At 44.8% G+C, this 18,324-nt stretch carries 15 protein-coding genes and 1 pseudogene; 7 read left to right on the top strand and 9 right to left on the bottom strand.

Annotated elements, in window-relative coordinates; all coding sequences use genetic code 11:
* From PX484_RS23875 to PX484_RS23885, 3 genes are all read left to right on the top strand, one after another.
* Positions 1 to 739: pseudouridine synthase (locus PX484_RS23875; RefSeq protein ID WP_288105905.1), on the top strand; the 739-nt coding region annotated here is incomplete at its 5' end.
* Positions 740 to 764: 25 nt separating this feature from the next.
* Positions 765 to 1,526 carry a helix-turn-helix domain-containing protein gene (locus PX484_RS23880; protein WP_287665081.1) on the top strand — a complete coding sequence of 254 codons (762 nt, stop codon included), beginning with the start codon at positions 765 to 767 and terminating at the stop codon, positions 1,524 to 1,526.
* Positions 1,527 to 1,534: 8 nt separating this feature from the next.
* Positions 1,535 to 2,383: an ADP-ribosylglycohydrolase family protein gene (locus PX484_RS23885; protein ID WP_287665078.1), complete on the top strand. Its 849-nt coding sequence runs from the start codon at positions 1,535 to 1,537 to the stop codon at positions 2,381 to 2,383.
* A gap of 37 nt (positions 2,384 to 2,420) precedes the next feature.
* Here PX484_RS23885 and PX484_RS23890 read toward each other — a convergent pair whose 3' ends face one another.
* The 5 genes from PX484_RS23890 to PX484_RS23910 form a co-directional block, all read right to left on the bottom strand.
* Entirely contained in the window at positions 2,421 to 2,648 is a 228-nt protein-coding gene (locus PX484_RS23890) for a hypothetical protein (protein WP_002803885.1), read from the bottom strand.
* A gap of 123 nt (positions 2,649 to 2,771) precedes the next feature.
* Positions 2,772 to 3,908 carry a chymotrypsin family serine protease gene (locus PX484_RS23895; protein WP_287765158.1) on the bottom strand — a complete coding sequence of 379 codons (1,137 nt, stop codon included), beginning with the start codon at positions 3,906 to 3,908 and terminating at the stop codon, positions 2,772 to 2,774.
* Between the two features lie 467 nt (positions 3,909 to 4,375).
* Entirely contained in the window at positions 4,376 to 5,368 is a 993-nt protein-coding gene (locus PX484_RS23900) for an aldo/keto reductase (protein WP_287765157.1), read from the bottom strand.
* 51 nt (positions 5,369 to 5,419) lie between these two features.
* On the bottom strand, positions 5,420 to 8,485 hold the full coding sequence (locus PX484_RS23905) for an efflux RND transporter permease subunit (RefSeq protein ID WP_288105907.1): 3,066 nt from the start codon (positions 8,483 to 8,485) through the stop codon (positions 5,420 to 5,422).
* Between the two features lie 237 nt (positions 8,486 to 8,722).
* On the bottom strand, positions 8,723 to 10,183 hold the full coding sequence (locus PX484_RS23910) for an efflux RND transporter periplasmic adaptor subunit (protein WP_287765153.1): 1,461 nt from the start codon (positions 10,181 to 10,183) through the stop codon (positions 8,723 to 8,725).
* 263 nt (positions 10,184 to 10,446) lie between these two features.
* On the opposite strand from PX484_RS23910, the gene PX484_RS23915 reads away from it, so the two are divergent.
* Positions 10,447 to 11,790, top strand: a complete 1,344-nt coding sequence (locus PX484_RS23915; RefSeq protein ID WP_287765151.1) for an SUMF1/EgtB/PvdO family nonheme iron enzyme — start codon at positions 10,447 to 10,449, stop codon at positions 11,788 to 11,790.
* A 392-nt stretch (positions 11,791 to 12,182) separates the two neighbouring features.
* Positions 12,183 to 12,809 carry a transposase gene (locus PX484_RS23920; protein WP_287765149.1) on the top strand — a complete coding sequence of 209 codons (627 nt, stop codon included), beginning with the start codon at positions 12,183 to 12,185 and terminating at the stop codon, positions 12,807 to 12,809.
* 315 nt (positions 12,810 to 13,124) lie between these two features.
* Here PX484_RS23920 and PX484_RS23925 read toward each other — a convergent pair whose 3' ends face one another.
* Together PX484_RS23925 and PX484_RS23930 are read right to left on the bottom strand one after the other, a co-directional pair.
* Positions 13,125 to 13,277, bottom strand: coding sequence for a hypothetical protein (locus PX484_RS23925; protein WP_287668865.1), 153 nt, complete (start codon positions 13,275 to 13,277; stop codon positions 13,125 to 13,127).
* Between the two features lie 35 nt (positions 13,278 to 13,312).
* Positions 13,313 to 14,891, bottom strand: a pseudogene (locus tag PX484_RS23930) (hypothetical protein).
* Between the two features lie 215 nt (positions 14,892 to 15,106).
* Between PX484_RS23930 and PX484_RS23935 the strand changes: the two are divergent.
* Together PX484_RS23935 and PX484_RS23940 are read left to right on the top strand one after the other, a co-directional pair.
* Positions 15,107 to 15,355 carry a hypothetical protein gene (locus PX484_RS23935; RefSeq protein WP_002803863.1) on the top strand — a complete coding sequence of 83 codons (249 nt, stop codon included), beginning with the start codon at positions 15,107 to 15,109 and terminating at the stop codon, positions 15,353 to 15,355.
* Between the two features lie 153 nt (positions 15,356 to 15,508).
* A complete protein-coding gene (locus PX484_RS23940; protein WP_002803860.1) occupies positions 15,509 to 16,000 on the top strand; it encodes a hypothetical protein in 492 nt (163 codons plus the stop codon).
* Here the strand turns inward: PX484_RS23940 and PX484_RS23945 are convergent.
* Both PX484_RS23945 and PX484_RS23950 read right to left on the bottom strand, forming a co-directional pair.
* Positions 15,997 to 17,031 carry a M42 family metallopeptidase gene (locus PX484_RS23945; RefSeq protein WP_287765145.1) on the bottom strand — a complete coding sequence of 345 codons (1,035 nt, stop codon included), beginning with the start codon at positions 17,029 to 17,031 and terminating at the stop codon, positions 15,997 to 15,999. The two genes, PX484_RS23940 and PX484_RS23945, sit on opposite strands and share 4 nt — an antisense overlap.
* Before the next feature lie 114 nt (positions 17,032 to 17,145).
* Positions 17,146 to 18,324: helix-hairpin-helix domain-containing protein (locus PX484_RS23950; RefSeq protein ID WP_288105914.1), on the bottom strand; the 1,179-nt coding region annotated here is incomplete at its 5' end.

The following is an 18,324-nucleotide window of genomic DNA, read 5'->3' on the forward strand; positions in this document are numbered from 1 at the left end:
GAGAGTCCAGAAAATCCTTGCCCAGTGGGGAATTGCCTCCCGAAGAAGGGCGGAGGAGATGATCGTAGCCGGCCGGGTGAGACGGAATGGCAAAATCGTGCAGTTAGGAGAAAAAGCCGACCCCGAAAAAGATCACCTAGAGATAGACGGAAAAAAAATTGAACCGGCCAATCGTCCCAAAAGATTGTATATACTGATCAACAAACCCATTGGTGTGGTTTCTACCTGTAAGGATCCACAAAACCGGCCGACGGTAATCGACCTTTTGCCCGACTCCCTCGCCAGCGAGACAGGGTTACATCCCGTAGGCAGGTTGGACATCAACACCACTGGGGCTTTACTCCTCACCAACGACGGTCAACTGACCCTCACCCTCACCCATCCCCGTTATCATTTGCCCAAAACCTATCGGGTTTGGCTAGATGGTGCGATTGATAGACTTGCTCTCCAGCGTTGGCGAGAAGGTATCCTCTTAGAGGGAAAAAAAACCTTACCCGCACAGGTTGAGATACTCAAGCAAACCGACCAAAAAACCCTACTAGAAGTTATTTTAGTGGAGGGAAGAAATCGGCAGATTCGCTCTGTAGCCGAAGAGTTAGGCTATCGCGTCCTGAAACTTCATCGCAGTGCCATCGGTCGTATTCAACTAAACTCTGGTAATAATTCCCCCTTACCCTTGGGTGATTACCGTTTTTTAACCCTTGATGAACTGAAATATTTAAAGAACCAGATTAACTAAGCTGAAAGTCAGCCCTAATAGCGATATGTTTCGCCTTCTCCAATCACAACTCGACCCCCAGCGTAAACAGCGAACCAAATTACTGGAAATCGGCGTTTATTTGCAAAAAAATCGCCTAGAACAGTCCCTTTCTCTCGAGGAAATTGCCCAGAAAACCCTAATCCCGCGCCATCGCCTAGAAGCGTTGGAAGCGGGGGATTTGGAGGCATTGCCCGAACCGATTTATATTCGTTGGTTAATCAAACAATTTGCCGATAGTCTGTCCCTGGATGGTGAGACGATTAGCCGACGTTTTCCCACCAAGGTCAATAACTTTTTTAGGGGAACAAAACCGTCTTTATCGCTGCCAAGTCTTCAAATTCGCCCGATTCATCTCTATTTTCTCTATTTAATCTTAGTTATTGGTTCCGTACAAACCCTATCCCACGTCCTGCAAAAATCGGTACTGCAATCGAATCGCTTACCGCCGCCTTCCTTGCCACAACAGCAAATTGTCCAACGGAAAAGCAATCCCCTTCAACCGGTAGCCAACAAAACCAGTAATAATCAGCAGCTGGTGGTGGGGGTAAAACTGGAGGATGACTGCTGGCTGCGGGTGGTGGTGGATGGGAAGACAGAATTTGAGGGTGTGCTGCCCCAGGGAACCCATCGCACTTGGCAAGCAAACCGAGAATTAACCGTGAGAGCGGGTAATGCCGGCGGGGTTTACGTTGCTGTTAATAACGCCAATGCTAAACAACTAGGGCAACCGGGCAAAGTCGGGGAAGTCACCTACCGGGCAAATTGAGCTAATTTATGCAAAAGGTCTTTTCACCCCTCGATCGCCTTCAGGGAGGGTTAATCGGGGCATATATTGGGGAATCCTTGCATAATCAACCCCTAATACCAGCCTTTAACTATGAGGCTACACCGAGGACGACCCTGCTTTTGCAAGCTCTGCAATCTCAGGAGGATTTTTCCCTTGCGATCGCAGCCAAGCAGCAGTCGGAATCGGCGTTATTATTTGTGCTGTTGCCGGAGATTTTAACCTGGCCTGACCATGGGGAACGTTGGCAAGCTAGATTAAATTTTTGGCTAAAAAAGGGCTTAATTTCCGAGTTAACCCGACAAGAAGCGATAATTTGGGGAGAGGCAGTGGGTCTGTTATTACAGGGAAAAAGGCCTTTAAATCAGTTAATGGGGCAATTACTAACTATTAACCCCAAGAATAAGCTATTAGAGCAGATTCAGTCAGCTTTAGGGCAAAATCATCCCTTAGAGTCCATTTTATCGGCTTGGGCGAAAGATATCTCACCTTTAGGAATTGCGATCGCAGCTTCTCTCTATACCTTTCTGCAAACGAGCGAGGATTTCGCCGTGAGCGTGCGTCGCGCTAATTCTAGTCCCTATCAACGGCAATTAACTAGCACTTTAGCGGGAATTTGGGCGGGATTGTACAACGGTATCGGGGGGATTCCCCTAGCTTGGCGGCACAATTTGCCGAAAGAGCCAGTTAAACAGCAATTAATGGATAAAGCTGGGGAAATCTATCGAATTTCCCTGGGTGTATCTCCTCATCTTGTCCTATCTCCTCACACTGCCGTCGCTTACGGGGGAACAATCCAACCCCGTCCTAGCTTAAAATTGGTCTCTCAAGACAGTTGAAGATCGCTGTTATTTTGCCATCAGGCACTCGCTGGCTTTAATAAGCGATTACATCTCCTTCTTCCCAGTCAAGGGGAACATGGGGGAGTTGCCCGGCAATAGACTGGCGTGTGCTGGCAGAAATGCCTTTGGTGAAGATGCGTAACACCAGCTGCCCTCTGGCATCTAGACCGATTCCGGTGCCAGTTACACCGGGTTGAGCCATCAACCAAGCTTCTTGGCTGTCACGCAAAGCCAACAACTGTTCCTGAGTATAATTTTTCATTGGTGTTACCTCTATTAAATCGATGGTCGGCGACAAATAAATTTTAGCTGAAACAACACCCGATCGCCTCTAGGATTCGGCGATCAGGTGTGGAGATTGGCCAGAGGAAAACTTGAGGGGGAATTAGCGACTGTTGACAAATCTCTGAATGGAAAGTTGCGAGATCACGGCTCCGATCGGGTTAGCAAAGGTGATACTGTTGTCTGTTCGTCCCGCAAAGAGGAGGGCGACCGGTTGATTGCTGTTTGCCGTCACGATCAGTGAACCAGAGTCCCCACCGCGACTAAAAGGATTGCCGCCGATGCCACGGATGCCGATCTGATTGCGGAATTGGGCGGCACCGCAGGAGTAGCCGCCGACGGAGATGTTGACGTTAATATCGGTAATCGTGCCGATAGTTGCTTGGGTTGTCCGACCATTTTTCTTCACCGTCATACCTAGGCGGGCGGCGATCGGTGTAGGATTGAGGGTGTAGTTGACATGACGCGGATCGACAAAACTAAAAGCTGTCCAAGCAACGGCCGCATCTACCAAGTTAGGGCCCGGACAGTTGACCCGGACAAAATTTTCCAAGAGGGCGATTCGATCGCCGGGGACAACCCCACCATCAACCCGTCCGGGCTGGATAATCGGATCGCCGATACGGGCGTTGTTGGAATTGGCGATGACGTGGTTATTACTCAACAGGCACAGCTTATTATTGCGTAGCACTACCAGACAGCCAAGAGTCCCCGCGGTTACTTGCGGATGACCGATGGAGACACCACAACGAACTGGGCGCGCATAACGACGATTATATAACTGGGTGACGATCTCGCCCACTTCTTCTATTTCCACAGGCATACCCCCGATCGAGGTGGGTACGGCGGCAAAAGCACTAGCGGCAATTGTCCCAGCCACTTTTTCGCTGACGTAAACTTTCAGAGTCACATCGGGGGTAAGCAGTCCACCGACGCTACGAAAACCGATGCCAGTGCCGAGAATGCGTTCCCCTCCGGTGTCATAGTCCGCAATCGACTCGGATAGGGAGGCGGTAAAGGTTTCACTGCCTCCGAGGCGCTGTTCTAATTCTTCTTGGGCTGAAAACCAATCTTGAGTGATACCGATCGTATCGATAGACTCGGAGGCTTCCATTACTTCTAAGGCTTGATTTTCGCTTCCCAAAGGCGCATTGGGATCAAATTCGATCACATCTTTATTCGTTGACGATTCCATAGTAGAACCCTCCCGCTCATCGGGCATTTCATAAGGTTGAGTCATTGTTAAAACCGCCTTGTTCACAAGTTTTTTACTGGGGTTATTATTCCCAAAGTAAGAGAACCGAACATAACCAATTGACCCCTCAACAATTTATTTCTCTTAACTGGAACAAACCCTAGCTATATGCTATCTATACCTCCTAAGCATTGACACCTGTAACCAAGATTGTGAAATATTTATTTGTAAAACTTTTTAGATCTTTATTATCTCTTGTTGTTCGAGCGAACTCAATTATAGCAGTTATCTTAATGGTTATATAGGGTTTGTTGAATAAATCTAGAAACCTTGTTGGATAATATCTTTAGGCTTTTTTGACATCAAAAAGTACTGGTCTTTGGACTTATCGGGGGGAAATTGTCCCTCTTATTCTTTGTGTGATCAGTTTAACTTATAAGCGATCAATCTTTGTGTCCTTTGTGTCTTTGTGGTTCGTTCCACACCCCACCAACAAGCTTTTTCAGCCAACCCTACTTAGTTTGAAAGATATTTTGCACCATTTTTTTATCCAAACCTGCGGCAATTTTATCTAATTCTGCTATTTCCCCACTGTCTAAACTCCATCCTAAAGCGCCTAAATTATCCTCAGCTTGTCGAACATTTTTAGCTCCGGGGATGGGAATTGTTCCCTTACAGATACACCAATTTAAGGCAACTTGGCTAATAGTTTTATTTTTAGCTTGGGCAATAACTTCTAGGCAATTTATCAGAGGCGAAATAGCGGGAATTAATTGACCAAAAAGGAAGCGACGTAATCCAGGGGGTAAGTTTTTATTATCTCGATATTTCCCCGTTAATAACCCCAAAGCTAGGGGACTATAGGCAATAATTTTAATGCCCAATTGATCACATAGTTCCTTTAATCCTAAGTCAGTGAGAGGATAGGTAGAAAGGAGAGAATACTGTACCTGTAAACTGGTAATAGGAATGCCGCGACTGGCAAACTTTTGATAGGCAGACTTCAATCTTTTCGGTCCAAAATTAGATAAACCAACCCCTTTAACTAACCCCTTTTCCAGACAATCCCCCAATCCGTCTAATAATCCTCCCTCCTGCCATGGCGCATAATTGCCCGTTGACCAGTGCATTTGCACTAAATCCACCGGGCGGCCTAGTCTGGTTGCCGAAGCTTGACAAGCTTTCACCATGGCATGACGGGTTAAACGCCAAGGATAAGGGGCGAGTTTGGTGGCAATACGGATATGATCAGCGTTATAACCGGTATATTCCCCTGTAAAGCGTCCTAATAGCTTCTCACTCTGTCCGTTGAGTTTGCCTGTGCCGTAGGAGTCTCCCGTATCAAATAGGGTGACACCCCGCTCGACGCAGAGATTAAAAACCGCTTGTAACTGGCTATCCATACTCTCATCGTAACCCCAGAGAAGACGATTTCCCCAGGCCCAAGTACCGCAGCCCATGGGGGGAAGGGATAGAGTTTGATGTGTGACTGTCAAGGGATTCATGGGTTAGTTTCTCTGGGTTTTTTCTCAAGCTTTCAGAGAGATATTCTACTACTAAATCGATGTGGGTTTTTGTTTAACAAATAATCCCCGCAACCAATAGTAAAAACTATCGATGTAAGTAAAGATTACCGGCACAACCACCAAAGTTAATAGGGTGGAAGTGGTAAAACCACCAATAACAGCAATCGCCATCGGTGCGCGAATTTCCCCATCTGCACCTAAAGCTAAAGCAATCGGTAACATCCCGGCAACTGTGGAAACGGAGGTCATAATAATTGGTCGTAAACGAGAGACTCCCGAATCAATCATCGCCTTAAACTGCGGTTTCCCTGACTCAATGCCACTCAGGGCAAAATCTACTAACAGAATCGCATTTTTAGTGACTAACCCCATCAGTAAAACTATGCCAATTAAAGCGTATAAACCTAACTCTTTTTGGGTAATTAAAAGAGCGATTAAAGTACCCCCAATCGATAAAGGAAGGGAAGTTAAAATCGCTAGGGGATAGAGAAAATTGTTATACAACAAGACCAGAATCCCATAGATAGAAATAATTGCTAAACTTAACGCCCCCAAAAAACGAGCAAAGATATCGCGCATAATGCGAGCATCACCAAAGGGTTCTTCTGTCACCTCTGGGGGTAGGTTTTTCATGATTGGTAAAGCGCGAATTTGTGTCACCGCACTTCCCAAAGAAACTCCCTCTAAATTAGCTCCAATATTAACCTGACGTTGACGGTTAAAGCGTTGAATTTCCGCAGGTCCACTACCTAAGCTAATTGTCGCCACCGAGTTAAGCGGTACTAACGTCCCATTACTGCTAGGAACGCGCAAATTTTGCAGAGTTTCTATCTCACTGCGTCCATCGTTGGCAATTTTTACCCGGATGGGAATTTGTCGGTCAGCAAGGTTAAATTTAGCTAAATTAAACTCATTATCGCCGATTAAAGCTAAAGATGCAGTACGGGCGATCGCTCTGACCGAGACTCCCTGATCAGCAGCCCGGACAGGATCCGGTTGAATAATAATCTCCGGTTTAACTAAACTTACCCCGGAACTGACCTCGACAAAACCGGGTAAAGCCCGCATTTCTCGCTCTAATTTTTGGGCAGTTTGGGTTAAAATATCGCCATTTTCACTTTTTAAAATAATAGCGACATCCTTAGTGCTTCCTGCTCCCCCCTGCGCCCGAAAAGTCACTCTTGCCCCCGGTATCTTCTGGAAATCCCGACGGGTTTGTTCCTCAAATTGCCGTTGAGTTAGCGATCGCTGTTCCTTAGGAACTAAATTAACATATATTAACCCCGTGTTTACCCGTCCCGAATCTCCCGGAATAGCCAAAACATTAGCGACGGCGGGATTTTTTTGCAGTAAACTATTCACCTGATTGGCCACGGCAACAGTATCATTCAAAGTCGCACCGGGAGGCAATTCTAGGCTTATGGTACTTAATCCAGTATCCCCGGAACTAAATAACCCTTTTGGAATCAAGGGAACTAACTGTAAACTACCGATAAAAAAGGCCAAAGCCGCCAATAAAGTCAGGATTCGATGACGTAAAGCCCAAGTTAACAAACTTTTGTAGGGACGAAAACGGGGGCGCGAGGAGGGATTACTATCACCGGTTTTCAGCTTTTTCGGCTGTAAAATATAGGCACTTAACATCGGGGTGACGGTGACAGCGATCAAACTGGAGAATAGGGTAGAAACCGCCACCGTAACGCCGAAAGGTTGAAAGAATTGCCCCGGCACACCGCCCATAAAAGCAACCGGCAGGAATACCGCTATAATTGCCGCCGCACTGGCTAAAACGGCTAATCCAATCTCTTTTGAGGCATCAAAGGCCGCTTGCAGGGGTTTTTTACCCATAGCTAAATGTTGATCGATGTCCTCCACCATACACACCGCATCATCCACCAGATTACCCAAAGCTAAAGCTAAGGCCAGTAGGGTCATGCCGTTAAGGGTATAATTTAGGGACTGCATCACCCAAAAAGTCGGGAAAATCGACAAAGGCAGGGCCAAACCCGTGATAATCGTGGCGCGCCAATTGCCTAAAAATAGACCCACCGTGATCACCGTCATCATACAACCAATCAGGAGATCGCTCAGAAGACTTTCGTAACTAGCACGAATTGAGTCGGCACGGGTAAAAATTAATTGAAATTTAATATCTTCGGGGAGTTTTTTCTTTAAATTCTCGATTTCTTGGCGCACTGCTGTTTCTACCGTCACCAAGGTGCTGCCAGTCCCCCGTAGAATCGAAAAACCCACCACTGGCTGCCCATCTAAGAGGGCCATTTGTCGAGGATCACTGGAACTATCGCTAACTGTCCCTAAATTGCTTAAGGGGACGCTATCACCGTTAGGTAAAGAGATTTGATAATTTCTTAAATCTTCGATCGTTTCAGCGCTGCCGAGGGTGCGGACAGTTTGTTCACTGCCGGCGATTTCCGAGCGCCCTCCGGGTAAATTAATATTAAAACTGCGAATTTGGTCATTAACTGCCGTGGCCGTGATACCGTAGGCGATCAGACGGCCAGGATCTAAATCTACACGCACTTCTCGATCGACTCCCCCAACGCGATCGACTCGTGCTACCCCCGGCACTCCCGTTAAAGCGCGGCCAATTTGACGATCAACTAGATCACTTAATTCGGCGATCGATCTTTTCGGGGAGGAGATGGTGTAGTTCATCACCGCACCCCCGGCAAATTCTAAACGTTGGACAATTGGATCATTAGTATCTTGGGGTAAATCCTGCCGAATTTGCGCTATGGCATTACGCACATCATTGGTAGCGCGATCGCTGTTAGTGCCAAGGATAAAGTTAACGGTGGTGGTGCTGCTGCCTTCGTTAACGGTAGAAGTAATTTGATCGATATTACCCAAAGCAGCCACCGCATCCTCGACTTTTTTGGTGACTTGGGTTTCCAATTCCTCAGGACCGGCGCCGGGTTGATTAACGGTGATAATCACGGCCGGAATGTCAATATTAGGAGAGCGATCGATCCCTAATCCTAGAAAGGCAATGTATCCCATTAGGGCCATAACCAGGGAGATCAGGATCGTCGGAATGGGATTTTTGATAGACCAATTAGAAATATTAAAAGCCATAATTTCAGTTATCAGTTATCAGTTATCAGTTATCAGTGGGTAAGTTATCAGTTACCAGATGTGAGTTTTCAGTTACCGGTTATCAGTTATCAGTTATCAGATTTGAGTTTTAAGTTTTAAGTTTTGAGTGAGCAGTATATATTAAGTGAGCCTGATCAAATGGCAGTTTGCTACTGTCTTTTCACCGATCACTGATCACTGATTACTGATTACTGTTTACTGATCACTGATTACTGATTACTGATCGCTGATTGCCGTAATTTTGTCGCCATCACCGAGATAGGCTGCCCCTTTGACCACAATGCGATCGCCCGCTTGTAAACCGGTGAGAATTTCCACGCGGTTATTGGGCATAATTTGACCTAATTGCACAGTTTTGGCCGTGACAGTGTTATCAGGTTCCACTAAATAAACTAGAGCTTGATTATCTTTTTGAGGTAAAACCGCGGTCATGGGGACGGTTAAACTATTGCTAATATTTGTCACGATCGCACCTCGTAAAAACATCCCCGGTTTTAACCCTGTATTGTCGGTTAAATCGACTTTAACCGTTGCCTGACGGGATGCCTCATCGACGATGGGATTAATTTCCCGCACCTGTCCCGATAATTTTAAACTGCTATTAGCATCGGAAGTGATAGTAACGGGCGCTCCGACGCGGATTAAGGGCAATTGATTCTCAGGAACCCGCAATCTTAGCTCTAAACGCCCATTTTCGATGATTTTAAAGAGAGCATTTTGACCGTTGGTGGTGTCCCCGATGCGGCCATTTCTTTCGGCAATTTTGCCACTAACTGGAGAAATCAGGCGCGTCTCGTTTAATTGGGCGTTAACAATGGCTAAACGGCTTTGAGCTTCCGCTAATTGGGCTGTAGCTTGGGCGATCACTTCAGGACGATTGCCCGCTTGCAATTGTGCCAGTTGCTGCTCTGCTTCTCCTAAACGAGATTGGGTCTGTTGTACGATCGCCGCTTTGTTTCTTTCTTCGTTGAGGACTTCATCGAGACGATCCCGGGCGATCGCTCCTTCCGCTTCTAAACTTTGGTTTCTCTGGACCCGTTTTTTAGCCAAATCCCAATCCGATCGAGCTTGACTAATTTCGGCTTTTATGCGTTGAATAGTTTGTTTAGCTCCAGCGATCTCCTCTTTACGGCTCCCCGCTTGCAATTCTGCCAAACGCGCCCGGGATTGGGCGACATTTGCCTGTGCTTGGGTTAATTGCGCTTGTAGGACGGTATCATCGAGACGAGCGAGAATTTGACCTTGGCTAACGATATCACCCTCATCGACAAAGATTTCTTTGATTTGTAGTCCTGTCGCTTGGGAAAGAATCGGGATTAATTCATCGGCTGCCACGCTTCCAGTCGCTTTCAGGGTGCGGGCCACGGGAGTGGATTCTACCCTAGTGGTGGTTACTGTTTGTGCTGGTGCTTCATTTTTTGCCGCTACGGGCTGAGTATTGGGGTTTTGGGCTGTTTGGGGTCGATTAGCGAAACGAGTCGCCCCTAGGGTCAATAAAACCCCCAATCCCACACCGATAAATAAACCCTTTCCTCCCGATAGCCAAGAGTTGGTTTTTGTCGGTTTTGGCGAGTATTCGGTTTTCTCTGGCTCAATTTCAGGATTAAGTGCGATAATTTCGGGAACTAGCGAATTATCGGCTGAATGCTGGTTATTTTCTAGGGTATCTGGCCGCACGGTCTGCCCTCTCGGTAGATTCTGGATAAAATGTTAAGTTTTGTATCCATTTATAATCTAACGGAAAAAGGTCGCGGGTGGGGAAAGTGAGAAAGTGGACTTGCTGTAAAAATCCCAAATTGTCCTGGTTGGTGAGGAATCAGTAGTTAGGAGACTCCGAGACAGGAGAATTAAGAATGAGTAATAATCAATTAAATGGTTTATTTAGAGATTTTCAGCCAGTTAATCTGGCTCTCCCCTACTTGTGGTCATAAGAAAAAGTTATGAAAAAGTCAGAGATCCAAATTTTCTTGGCCCATGCCAGTGAGGACAAACCAGCAGTTTTGGCACTGTATAACCGCCTTAAGCAAGCGGGATATAAACCTTGGTTGGATAAAAAAGACCTGATTCCGGGTCAAATTTGGCGAGATGAAATTCCGAAAGCGATTAAAGCTAGTCAGATTTTTCTGGCCTGTCTGTCAGGGAAATCGGCTAATAAACAGGGATATATCCAACGGGAGTTGAGGATTGCACTTGATACCTTGGGAGAGATGCTACCGGGGACAATTTTTTTTATCCCCATGAGGTTAGAAGAATGCGAAATTCCTGATCTGCGACTTGCAGAAGTTGGGTTGAATCTGCGAGATATTCACCGGCTTGATTATTGGGAAGAAGACGGATTTGAGCAACTAGAAAGAGCAATTACCCATCAATTCAATCCTGAACCGGAAGAGCCAAAACAACTGTTATCAGTATTTAACTTTCAGATCGTGGGAGTAAATGCGAAGGGTGAGCAAATCAAAAAAGAGTCGAAACAGTCCCAATATTTCAGCGAAGATTTGGGCAACGGCATCACCTTAGAAATGCTTGCCATCCCGGGGGGAACTTTCCTGATGGGTTCACCGCAAGACGAGAAAGATAGTTTTGGTGATGAACGTCCTCAACATGAGGTTAACGTCCCCCCCTTTTTTATAGGTAAATATCCCATCACCCAGGAACAGTGGAGAGCGATCGCCTCCCGTACCGACTTAAAAGTTGACCCTTCGGCTCCGCTCAGGGTCAACCTTGATCTCAACCCAGCCTATTTTAAAGACCGTCCCGATAGCGATCGCCGTCCCGTGGAACAAGTCAACTGGTACGATGCGATCGAATTTTGTGCAAGATTATCGAAGCTGACCGGAAGGGAATACCGACTACCGAGTGAAGCGGAATGGGAATATGCTTGTCGTGCTGGAACCACTACCCCATTCTACTTTGGGGAAACCATTACGGGGGAATTGGCCAACTACCGTGCCAGCGAAACCTACGCCGGGGAAGCGAAGGGAGAATATCGAGAAGAAACGACTCCCGTGGGACAGTTTCCCCCAAACGCCTTCGGACTCTACGATATGCACGGCAATGTCTGGGAATGGTGCGCCGATACTTGGCACGATAACTATGACGGTGCGCCGACGGATGGCAGTGCCTGGATAAAAAATGGGGATGATAATCGTTCTCCTCTGCGGGGCGGTTCTTGGTACTACTTTCCGAATAAATGCCGTTCCGCTTACCGCTTCAACTACTACCGCCGCGGCATCGGCAACAACAACGGTTTTCGGGTGGTGTGCGGTGCTGGGAGGACTCTGTAACCCTTTTCCCCTTTTTTTCCCTTTTTACCCTTATTTCCTATTTTTTCTTTTTTCTTTTCTTTCCCGCCCTTAGGCGGGTCGATTTTGTAGGGGCGAACTGTGGTCAGTGAGTTTATCGAACTGCGTTCGTCCACCGGCAATAATCGGGTTAATCACGGGATTTGGTTTTTTTGGGGTTTTTTGGTGGGGGTTGGGCGCACGCGGTGCGCCCCTACGGGTTTTGGGGGGGTTGGGTTTTTTGGGGTTTTTTGGTGGGGGTTGGGCGCACGCGCCCCTACGGGTTTTGGGGGGGTTGGGTTTTTTGGGGGTTTCAGGAAAAATACGTCGGTGTGAATTGCGATCGCTTATGATGGGAATTGATAAGAGGTTTTGTTAGTATTGCGGGAATATATATGACCTTTGATCCTGAAAAACATCATCGTCGTTCTATTCGCCTCAGAAATTATGATTATTCCCAACCCGGAGCATATTTTGTCACTATTTGTACCTACCAAAAACAATCCTGGTTTGGAGAAATCAAAAATGGGCAAATATACCTTAATCAATTAGGAAAAATTGTCGCTGATGAATGGCTAAAAACCTGCAAAATTCGACCTAATTTTAAATTGGATGAATGGGTTATTATGCCCAATCATTTTCATGGAATTGTTATAATTAATGATTATTCTGGCGACGATCAGAGTTTGGGCGCACGCGATGCGCCTCTAGATTTGGGCGCACGCGATGCGCCCCTAGATTTGGGCGCACGCGATGCGCCCCTACAGCAGAAACCGAATTCTTTATCGTCATGTATTGCGGGGTTTAAATCGGCGGTTACTAAACGAATTAATTTGCTTCGACAGAACACAGATACTCCTATCTGGCAACGCAATTATTATGAATCAATTCTTCGAGATGAAAAGTATCTAGCAGTTGTTCGAGAATATATTATTAACAATCCCAAAAACTGGCCAAATGATCGAGATTATCTGCCAATCGATCAACAATCACAAGAATTATATTTAGATTTGTTGTTTTAAGTGAGAATATAAAACAGTAGGGGCGAACCGCGTTCGCCCAGAGCCAATAATTAGCCCACCACCAATATCGAATTAATCAAAAAATTCAATTTTGTTTATCTGTAGGGGCGAACCGCGTTCGCCCACCCCCAATTATTAACCCACCACCAATATCGAATTAATCAAAAAATTCAATTTTGTTTATCTGTAGGGGCGAACCGCGTTCGCCCACCCCCAATTATTAACCCACCACCAATTTGTGTAAGGTTTCTAGCTTTTGATCGAAATCTTTTTCGAGATTATCTAGCTTTTGATCAACATCTTTCTGGAAGGTGTCTAGCTTTCGATCAACACTTTGAATACTATCTTTAATTTCCTTTGATCAACATCTTTCTGGAAGGTGTCTAGCTTTCGATCAACACTTTGAATACTATCTTTAATTTCCTTGAGGACAGATTCGAGGGAATAGGTAACGGCTTCTGCTGTCATTACGGTTAACTCCTATCAGTGGAGAGATAATGTAATTATCGATAAAAATCTCCTTTATTCTCCACTTCATTTTTTTTCGGGAAATATCGCCTCATCTTCCCATTTATCGCTGATTTCTGGCAGTTTTAGCAATATTCCAGCGAATAACCAATAGTAAACAGAAACTGGATCGACGGAGAGAGGATAATAGTAGGGATTATAGCTAATAAAAAGTATAAAAATCCAGATACAGAGACCCCAATGCTTTAAAGCAGCATTTTTTACTTTTAAATAGGCTTTAAAGGTGAAAATACAGAGAATTGTCACCAGTACCATAAAAGCGATAAAACCGACGATACCGACTTCGTAGAGGAGTTTAGCGTAGTAGGTTTCAATTAGTCTTATCCCCTCTTCTCCCACTATATGACGAGCGCCACTGCTGGCCGTGCCTAAACCAAGACCAAAAAGCTGTGCATATTTGAAGACCCACTGCATTTGATCGACTACAAAGTCAATGGGAGACGAATATAACCAGCGACCGATAAAATTTAGTCCTCTTTCCCGAATAAAGGGAATTAACGTCACCGCGAGCAGGGAAAGCAACCCCAAGATTCCCAATTTTAATGGTAACTTTCGTTTATTTTTGCTAGTAGCAATAAAAAGAACTAAATAAAACAAAGGTACTAGCAATAAAGGTAATCTTTGTCCAGAAACCAGAGTCGCAAGGAAGACTAAAACCATTGCCACCCAACCAGCGACGCGCCATCTTTTTTGCGGATCACTAAAACTGGCTGCGTAACTGATGACGCTACTAGATACTAAAAACCAACCCCATTGCCAAGGATCGGAAAATGTGCCGGGGAGACGAATTAAGCCTCGATCGGGATTATACAACACCGAACCCCCAACAAAACATTGAGCTTTCAAGCTGGCTTTTTCGCTAATATCTGGATAAAATTGGGTGTCGGATTTCGGGGCAGTAACTTCTAGTTGATTGAGGAATTCACTATCGGGACAGATGCCTTGGACGAGTAAGAAGTATTGAATTAGAGCTAAAAAGCAACAGACTAAGATCATCGCGATTAAAAGCCGATTAACCACGAATAAATCCCGTTTTTCCTTGATTAAATAGTAGCCACAGAGAACTAGGGGAATATAACCGAGGAGGGTTTTTAATCCCACAATTCCCACTTCAATTGCTCCTTGGGGTAGATTGATAGAAAGAAAAGTTATCAAGCTGCTGGCAAGTAAAATCAAAGCTGTGATGAGAAAAGGCTTGATTTTGGGGATTAATTGCTTAAAAGTTTTGGTTTTAATTAAAATTGCCGCTAAAGCTGGGAAATAAAAGGCATCCTTGGCGATTTTGTAGAGAGCATAGGATGGCTCTTCGCCAATGAAGTTGCCTTTTATCTGAAAAACTCTCGCCACAGCAAAAGTGACGGTACTACTCAGGGGAAGATAGATGATTAGGGCTAATAATCCCAGACGGGGATGGATAAAAGAAGCAACCATGGCGGGAACTGCCAAAATTCCCAATAAGGCGGCTTTTTTGTCAAGTAAAATCCCTAAAACTAGACTAATTATTATGGTAGAGATCGCTAGTATATTTAGTAAGAGATAGTTCCTCTCTTTCATGCCGTACAGCTTTAACAGGTTTAGCAGAAAGTGTAGCAGATTTTTGCCGAGATTCTCAACTCACTGTTCGCTTAAATTGAAGAGGTAAGGTGTGCAAAAAAGGCTAAAATCTTTGTCTAGTCAAGTGTTGGCGAACAAAGAGTCGCTCAATTACGTCACAAACACAGTCAGAAAGAATAGATGATATCCCTGTAATTATATATTGGCTAAAACAAATGAGGATTGCGTCAATCATAGACAATAATCTAGCATCCCCTCATGGAAATCGTCAAGGATTAAGTTATGGGGAACTAGGGGTATTATTATTGACTTATATAGTAAGTGAAGAAGATCATAAAATCTGTTGTCTAGAAAAATGGGTCTGTGAACATCAAAGAAGCCTAGGAGGAATAACGGGATGGTCAATCGCAGAAAAAGAAGCAACGGATGACCCCATCTTGCCCCCAAAAATGGGCGAACGATGAGTCCTAAATCGTGGAGGCTGGGAGCAGGGAGAAAAAAGCTGGTGCCTGATGGCTGATAGCTGATAGCTAAAAGGCTGATAGCCGAAAGTTTCCTTTTGCTTCTTACCTGTTGCTATACTTATGTAAAATTTCATTTATCTCGATCTTGACTCCGTGGCCGAAAATCTTTCTTTTCAAGACCTTTATCAAGCTGGCATCAGTGCCTTTGAGCGTGGACAATATCGTCTTAGTATCGAGCAATTAAATGCGGCTTTAGCCTTAATTTCCTTAGGATCCCGAGCAGGGGGTGAGATACAAATTTGGTTAATTTCTGCCTATCAGGGGTTGGGAGAGGGGGAGAAAGCCAGTGAAATCTGTAAGCAACTTATTACCCATCCTATCTATCAAATTCGCGAACAGGCCAAGCGTCTACTTTATATTATCGAAGCTCCCCGTCTCAAACGCCCGGATGAGTGGATGACGAAGATTCCCGATTTAGAGAAACTTCCCGATAGCACAGCGCAATTTAAAAAGGGAACAAATAAACAGAAAAAAGAAGAACCCCCCGCACCCATGCAGTTAGAGCAGCATAAAAATACTGTTTTTATCGGACTGGCGATCGCTATTATTCTGTTAATGCTCTGGTTTTTTGCTAAAAATGGCTAAATTACTTGACAATAAACTTCTAATATGCTAGTGCAGTTGGCTATGGCTCCTAAATGGGCGATTTCATAACCGTGGGTGTTTTGGGTGGGAAAACCTAAGCAAGCGGCCTTAGCTATATGACCGAATTTCATGGCGATGGAGGCATCGCTACCAAAACCACTAATAATAGCTAATTGCAGGGGTATTCCGGCCTTTTCGGCCGCTATTCTTAATTCTTGATTTAATTGCTCATCATAGATACCGTAACCATCCTGAGACAATAACACAGGACTGCTGCCATCCTTAATCGGATATTCAGGAGCGAGGGGACAGATTTCTAAGGCAATTAAAGCATCTAAGCGGTTATTTGCCGTAAAAAACAAGGCCCCTAAGGCTCCTACCTCCTCCTTTGCTGAGGCAACCAGATATATATCCACTGCCGGGTTAATTACTCTGGCCGCTAATTCCAAAAGAATCGCCACGGAAGCTTTATTATCGAGGGTATAACTGGCAATGTAGTCTTTTAGTCGAAAGGGTTGTTTTCGGTGTTTTCCCACCACGACTCGACTACCGACGCGCACCCCACAAGCGTCTAATTCTTCCGGAGTCAATTTCGTCTCTATCCATGCGGATTCCCAGGTGACGGGAGTGTTTTCCTGCTGCACTTTTTGCGGGGATTGATGGGAAATATGACGGGAACCAAAGGAGAGAATCCCCGATTTGGTTTCTTTATCACCGATAATATCCACCACTCCCTCTCCGTAAATCCAAGGAAAAGCTCCCCCAAGTTGGCGAATTTGCAGAGTACCATCGGGATTAATTGCTTTGATAATAGCACCAATTTCGTCTTTATGACCAGTAATAGCAATTTTTTTGGTCGAATCTCGTCCTCTAATTTTGCCGATGACATTTCCCGCTTGATCTTGCCATGTTTCTAATCCTAACTCTTGAAAGCGTTCTAGTAAAAAGCGATCGATTTCCGTTTCCATCCCACTAGGAGAATGATGGAGGACAAGAGTGGCAATAGTGTCAAAGAGGTGATCAAAATCCATATTTGTCTTGATTTGTGGGTCGAAAGAGAATTATTATCGAAACAGGAAATCGAGAAGGTTTTGCAGGAACAATCTTGGCGCAGCCATGGCTCTTGGGTAATTGCCAGTTAGCATTTAATGATTAATCAGAGGTGCAGAATTAGCCAGAAAACCCGCAACTTTTAGAGACTCTAGCACCGAATTGTCATCCTCTACCCAATAGTTTTGTCCTAAACGTACAAATTGACGCTGAGTTCCCGCACCAATGGTGGCAATAACGGGAACTTTTGCCTTTTGTTTGTCTCCCGATTGCAGAATACTTTTAAGAAGATTTTGACGATTTTGGTTGACGACATCTTGCATCGATAAATTAACCATCACCATTTTAATGGTTTCGATCGGTTCCGCATCTTCGATAATTAATTGTACCCGATCATCTCGGCGATCAACTTTTCCCCACACCATTAAAGTTGCTTCCTCCACTAATAATTTTTGCAGACGTTCGTAGCTATCGGAAAAAACCACCGCTTCCGACTGTCCCGAGGCATCTTCTAGGGTTAAAAATGCCATGGGAGTCCCCTTTTTGGTCATAATTTTCTTGACAGCATTTAAGAGGACAATGGCACTGACTTTTTTTCTGGTTTTGTGTTCTTCTAAGTCAGCTAAATTGATAGGAGATAGGACTTGAGCGGCTCTTTGTAAAGCTTTTAAAGGATGTTCGGAAACATAAAAACCTAAATGTTCTTTTTCCAGTTTTAACTTTTCCTGTAGGGAAAAATCTTCTACTGCGGTGGCACTGGGAGACTGTTCAAACTCGGATTCTTGTTTATTTTCTGTGTTACCTCCTAGCATATCAAAAATATTCATTTGACCACTTTCTTTCTCTTTGGTGCGTTTTTGCGCCCAAGCAACTACTAATTCTAAATCTTCAATTAATTGATGGCGATTAGGTTGAATTTTATCAAAAGCACCACAATAAATTAGCGTTTCTAAAGCTCTTTTGTTGATCACTCGCAAATCAACACGCTCGCAAAAATCCCCTAAAGAAGTAAACTTTCCTCCCGCAGCTTCCCGGGCTTTTAAAATAGCCTCGATCGCATTTTCGCCCAGATTTCTAACTGCGGACAAACCAAAGAGAATTTTGCGCCCAATCGGGGTAAAATGTTTTTGCGATCGATTGATGTCGGGAGGTTCGACATCGATATTCATTTTCTGACAGTTTTCTCGATACTTTTCCACCTTATCCTGATTATCGCTACTAGCAGTTAGTAACGCTGTCATATATTCCACAGGATAATTAGCTTTTAAATAAGC

This window comes from Microcystis sp. M49636_WE2, from assembly GCF_030065375.1.
GTDB lineage: Bacteria > Cyanobacteriota > Cyanobacteriia > Cyanobacteriales > Microcystaceae > Microcystis > Microcystis aeruginosa_C.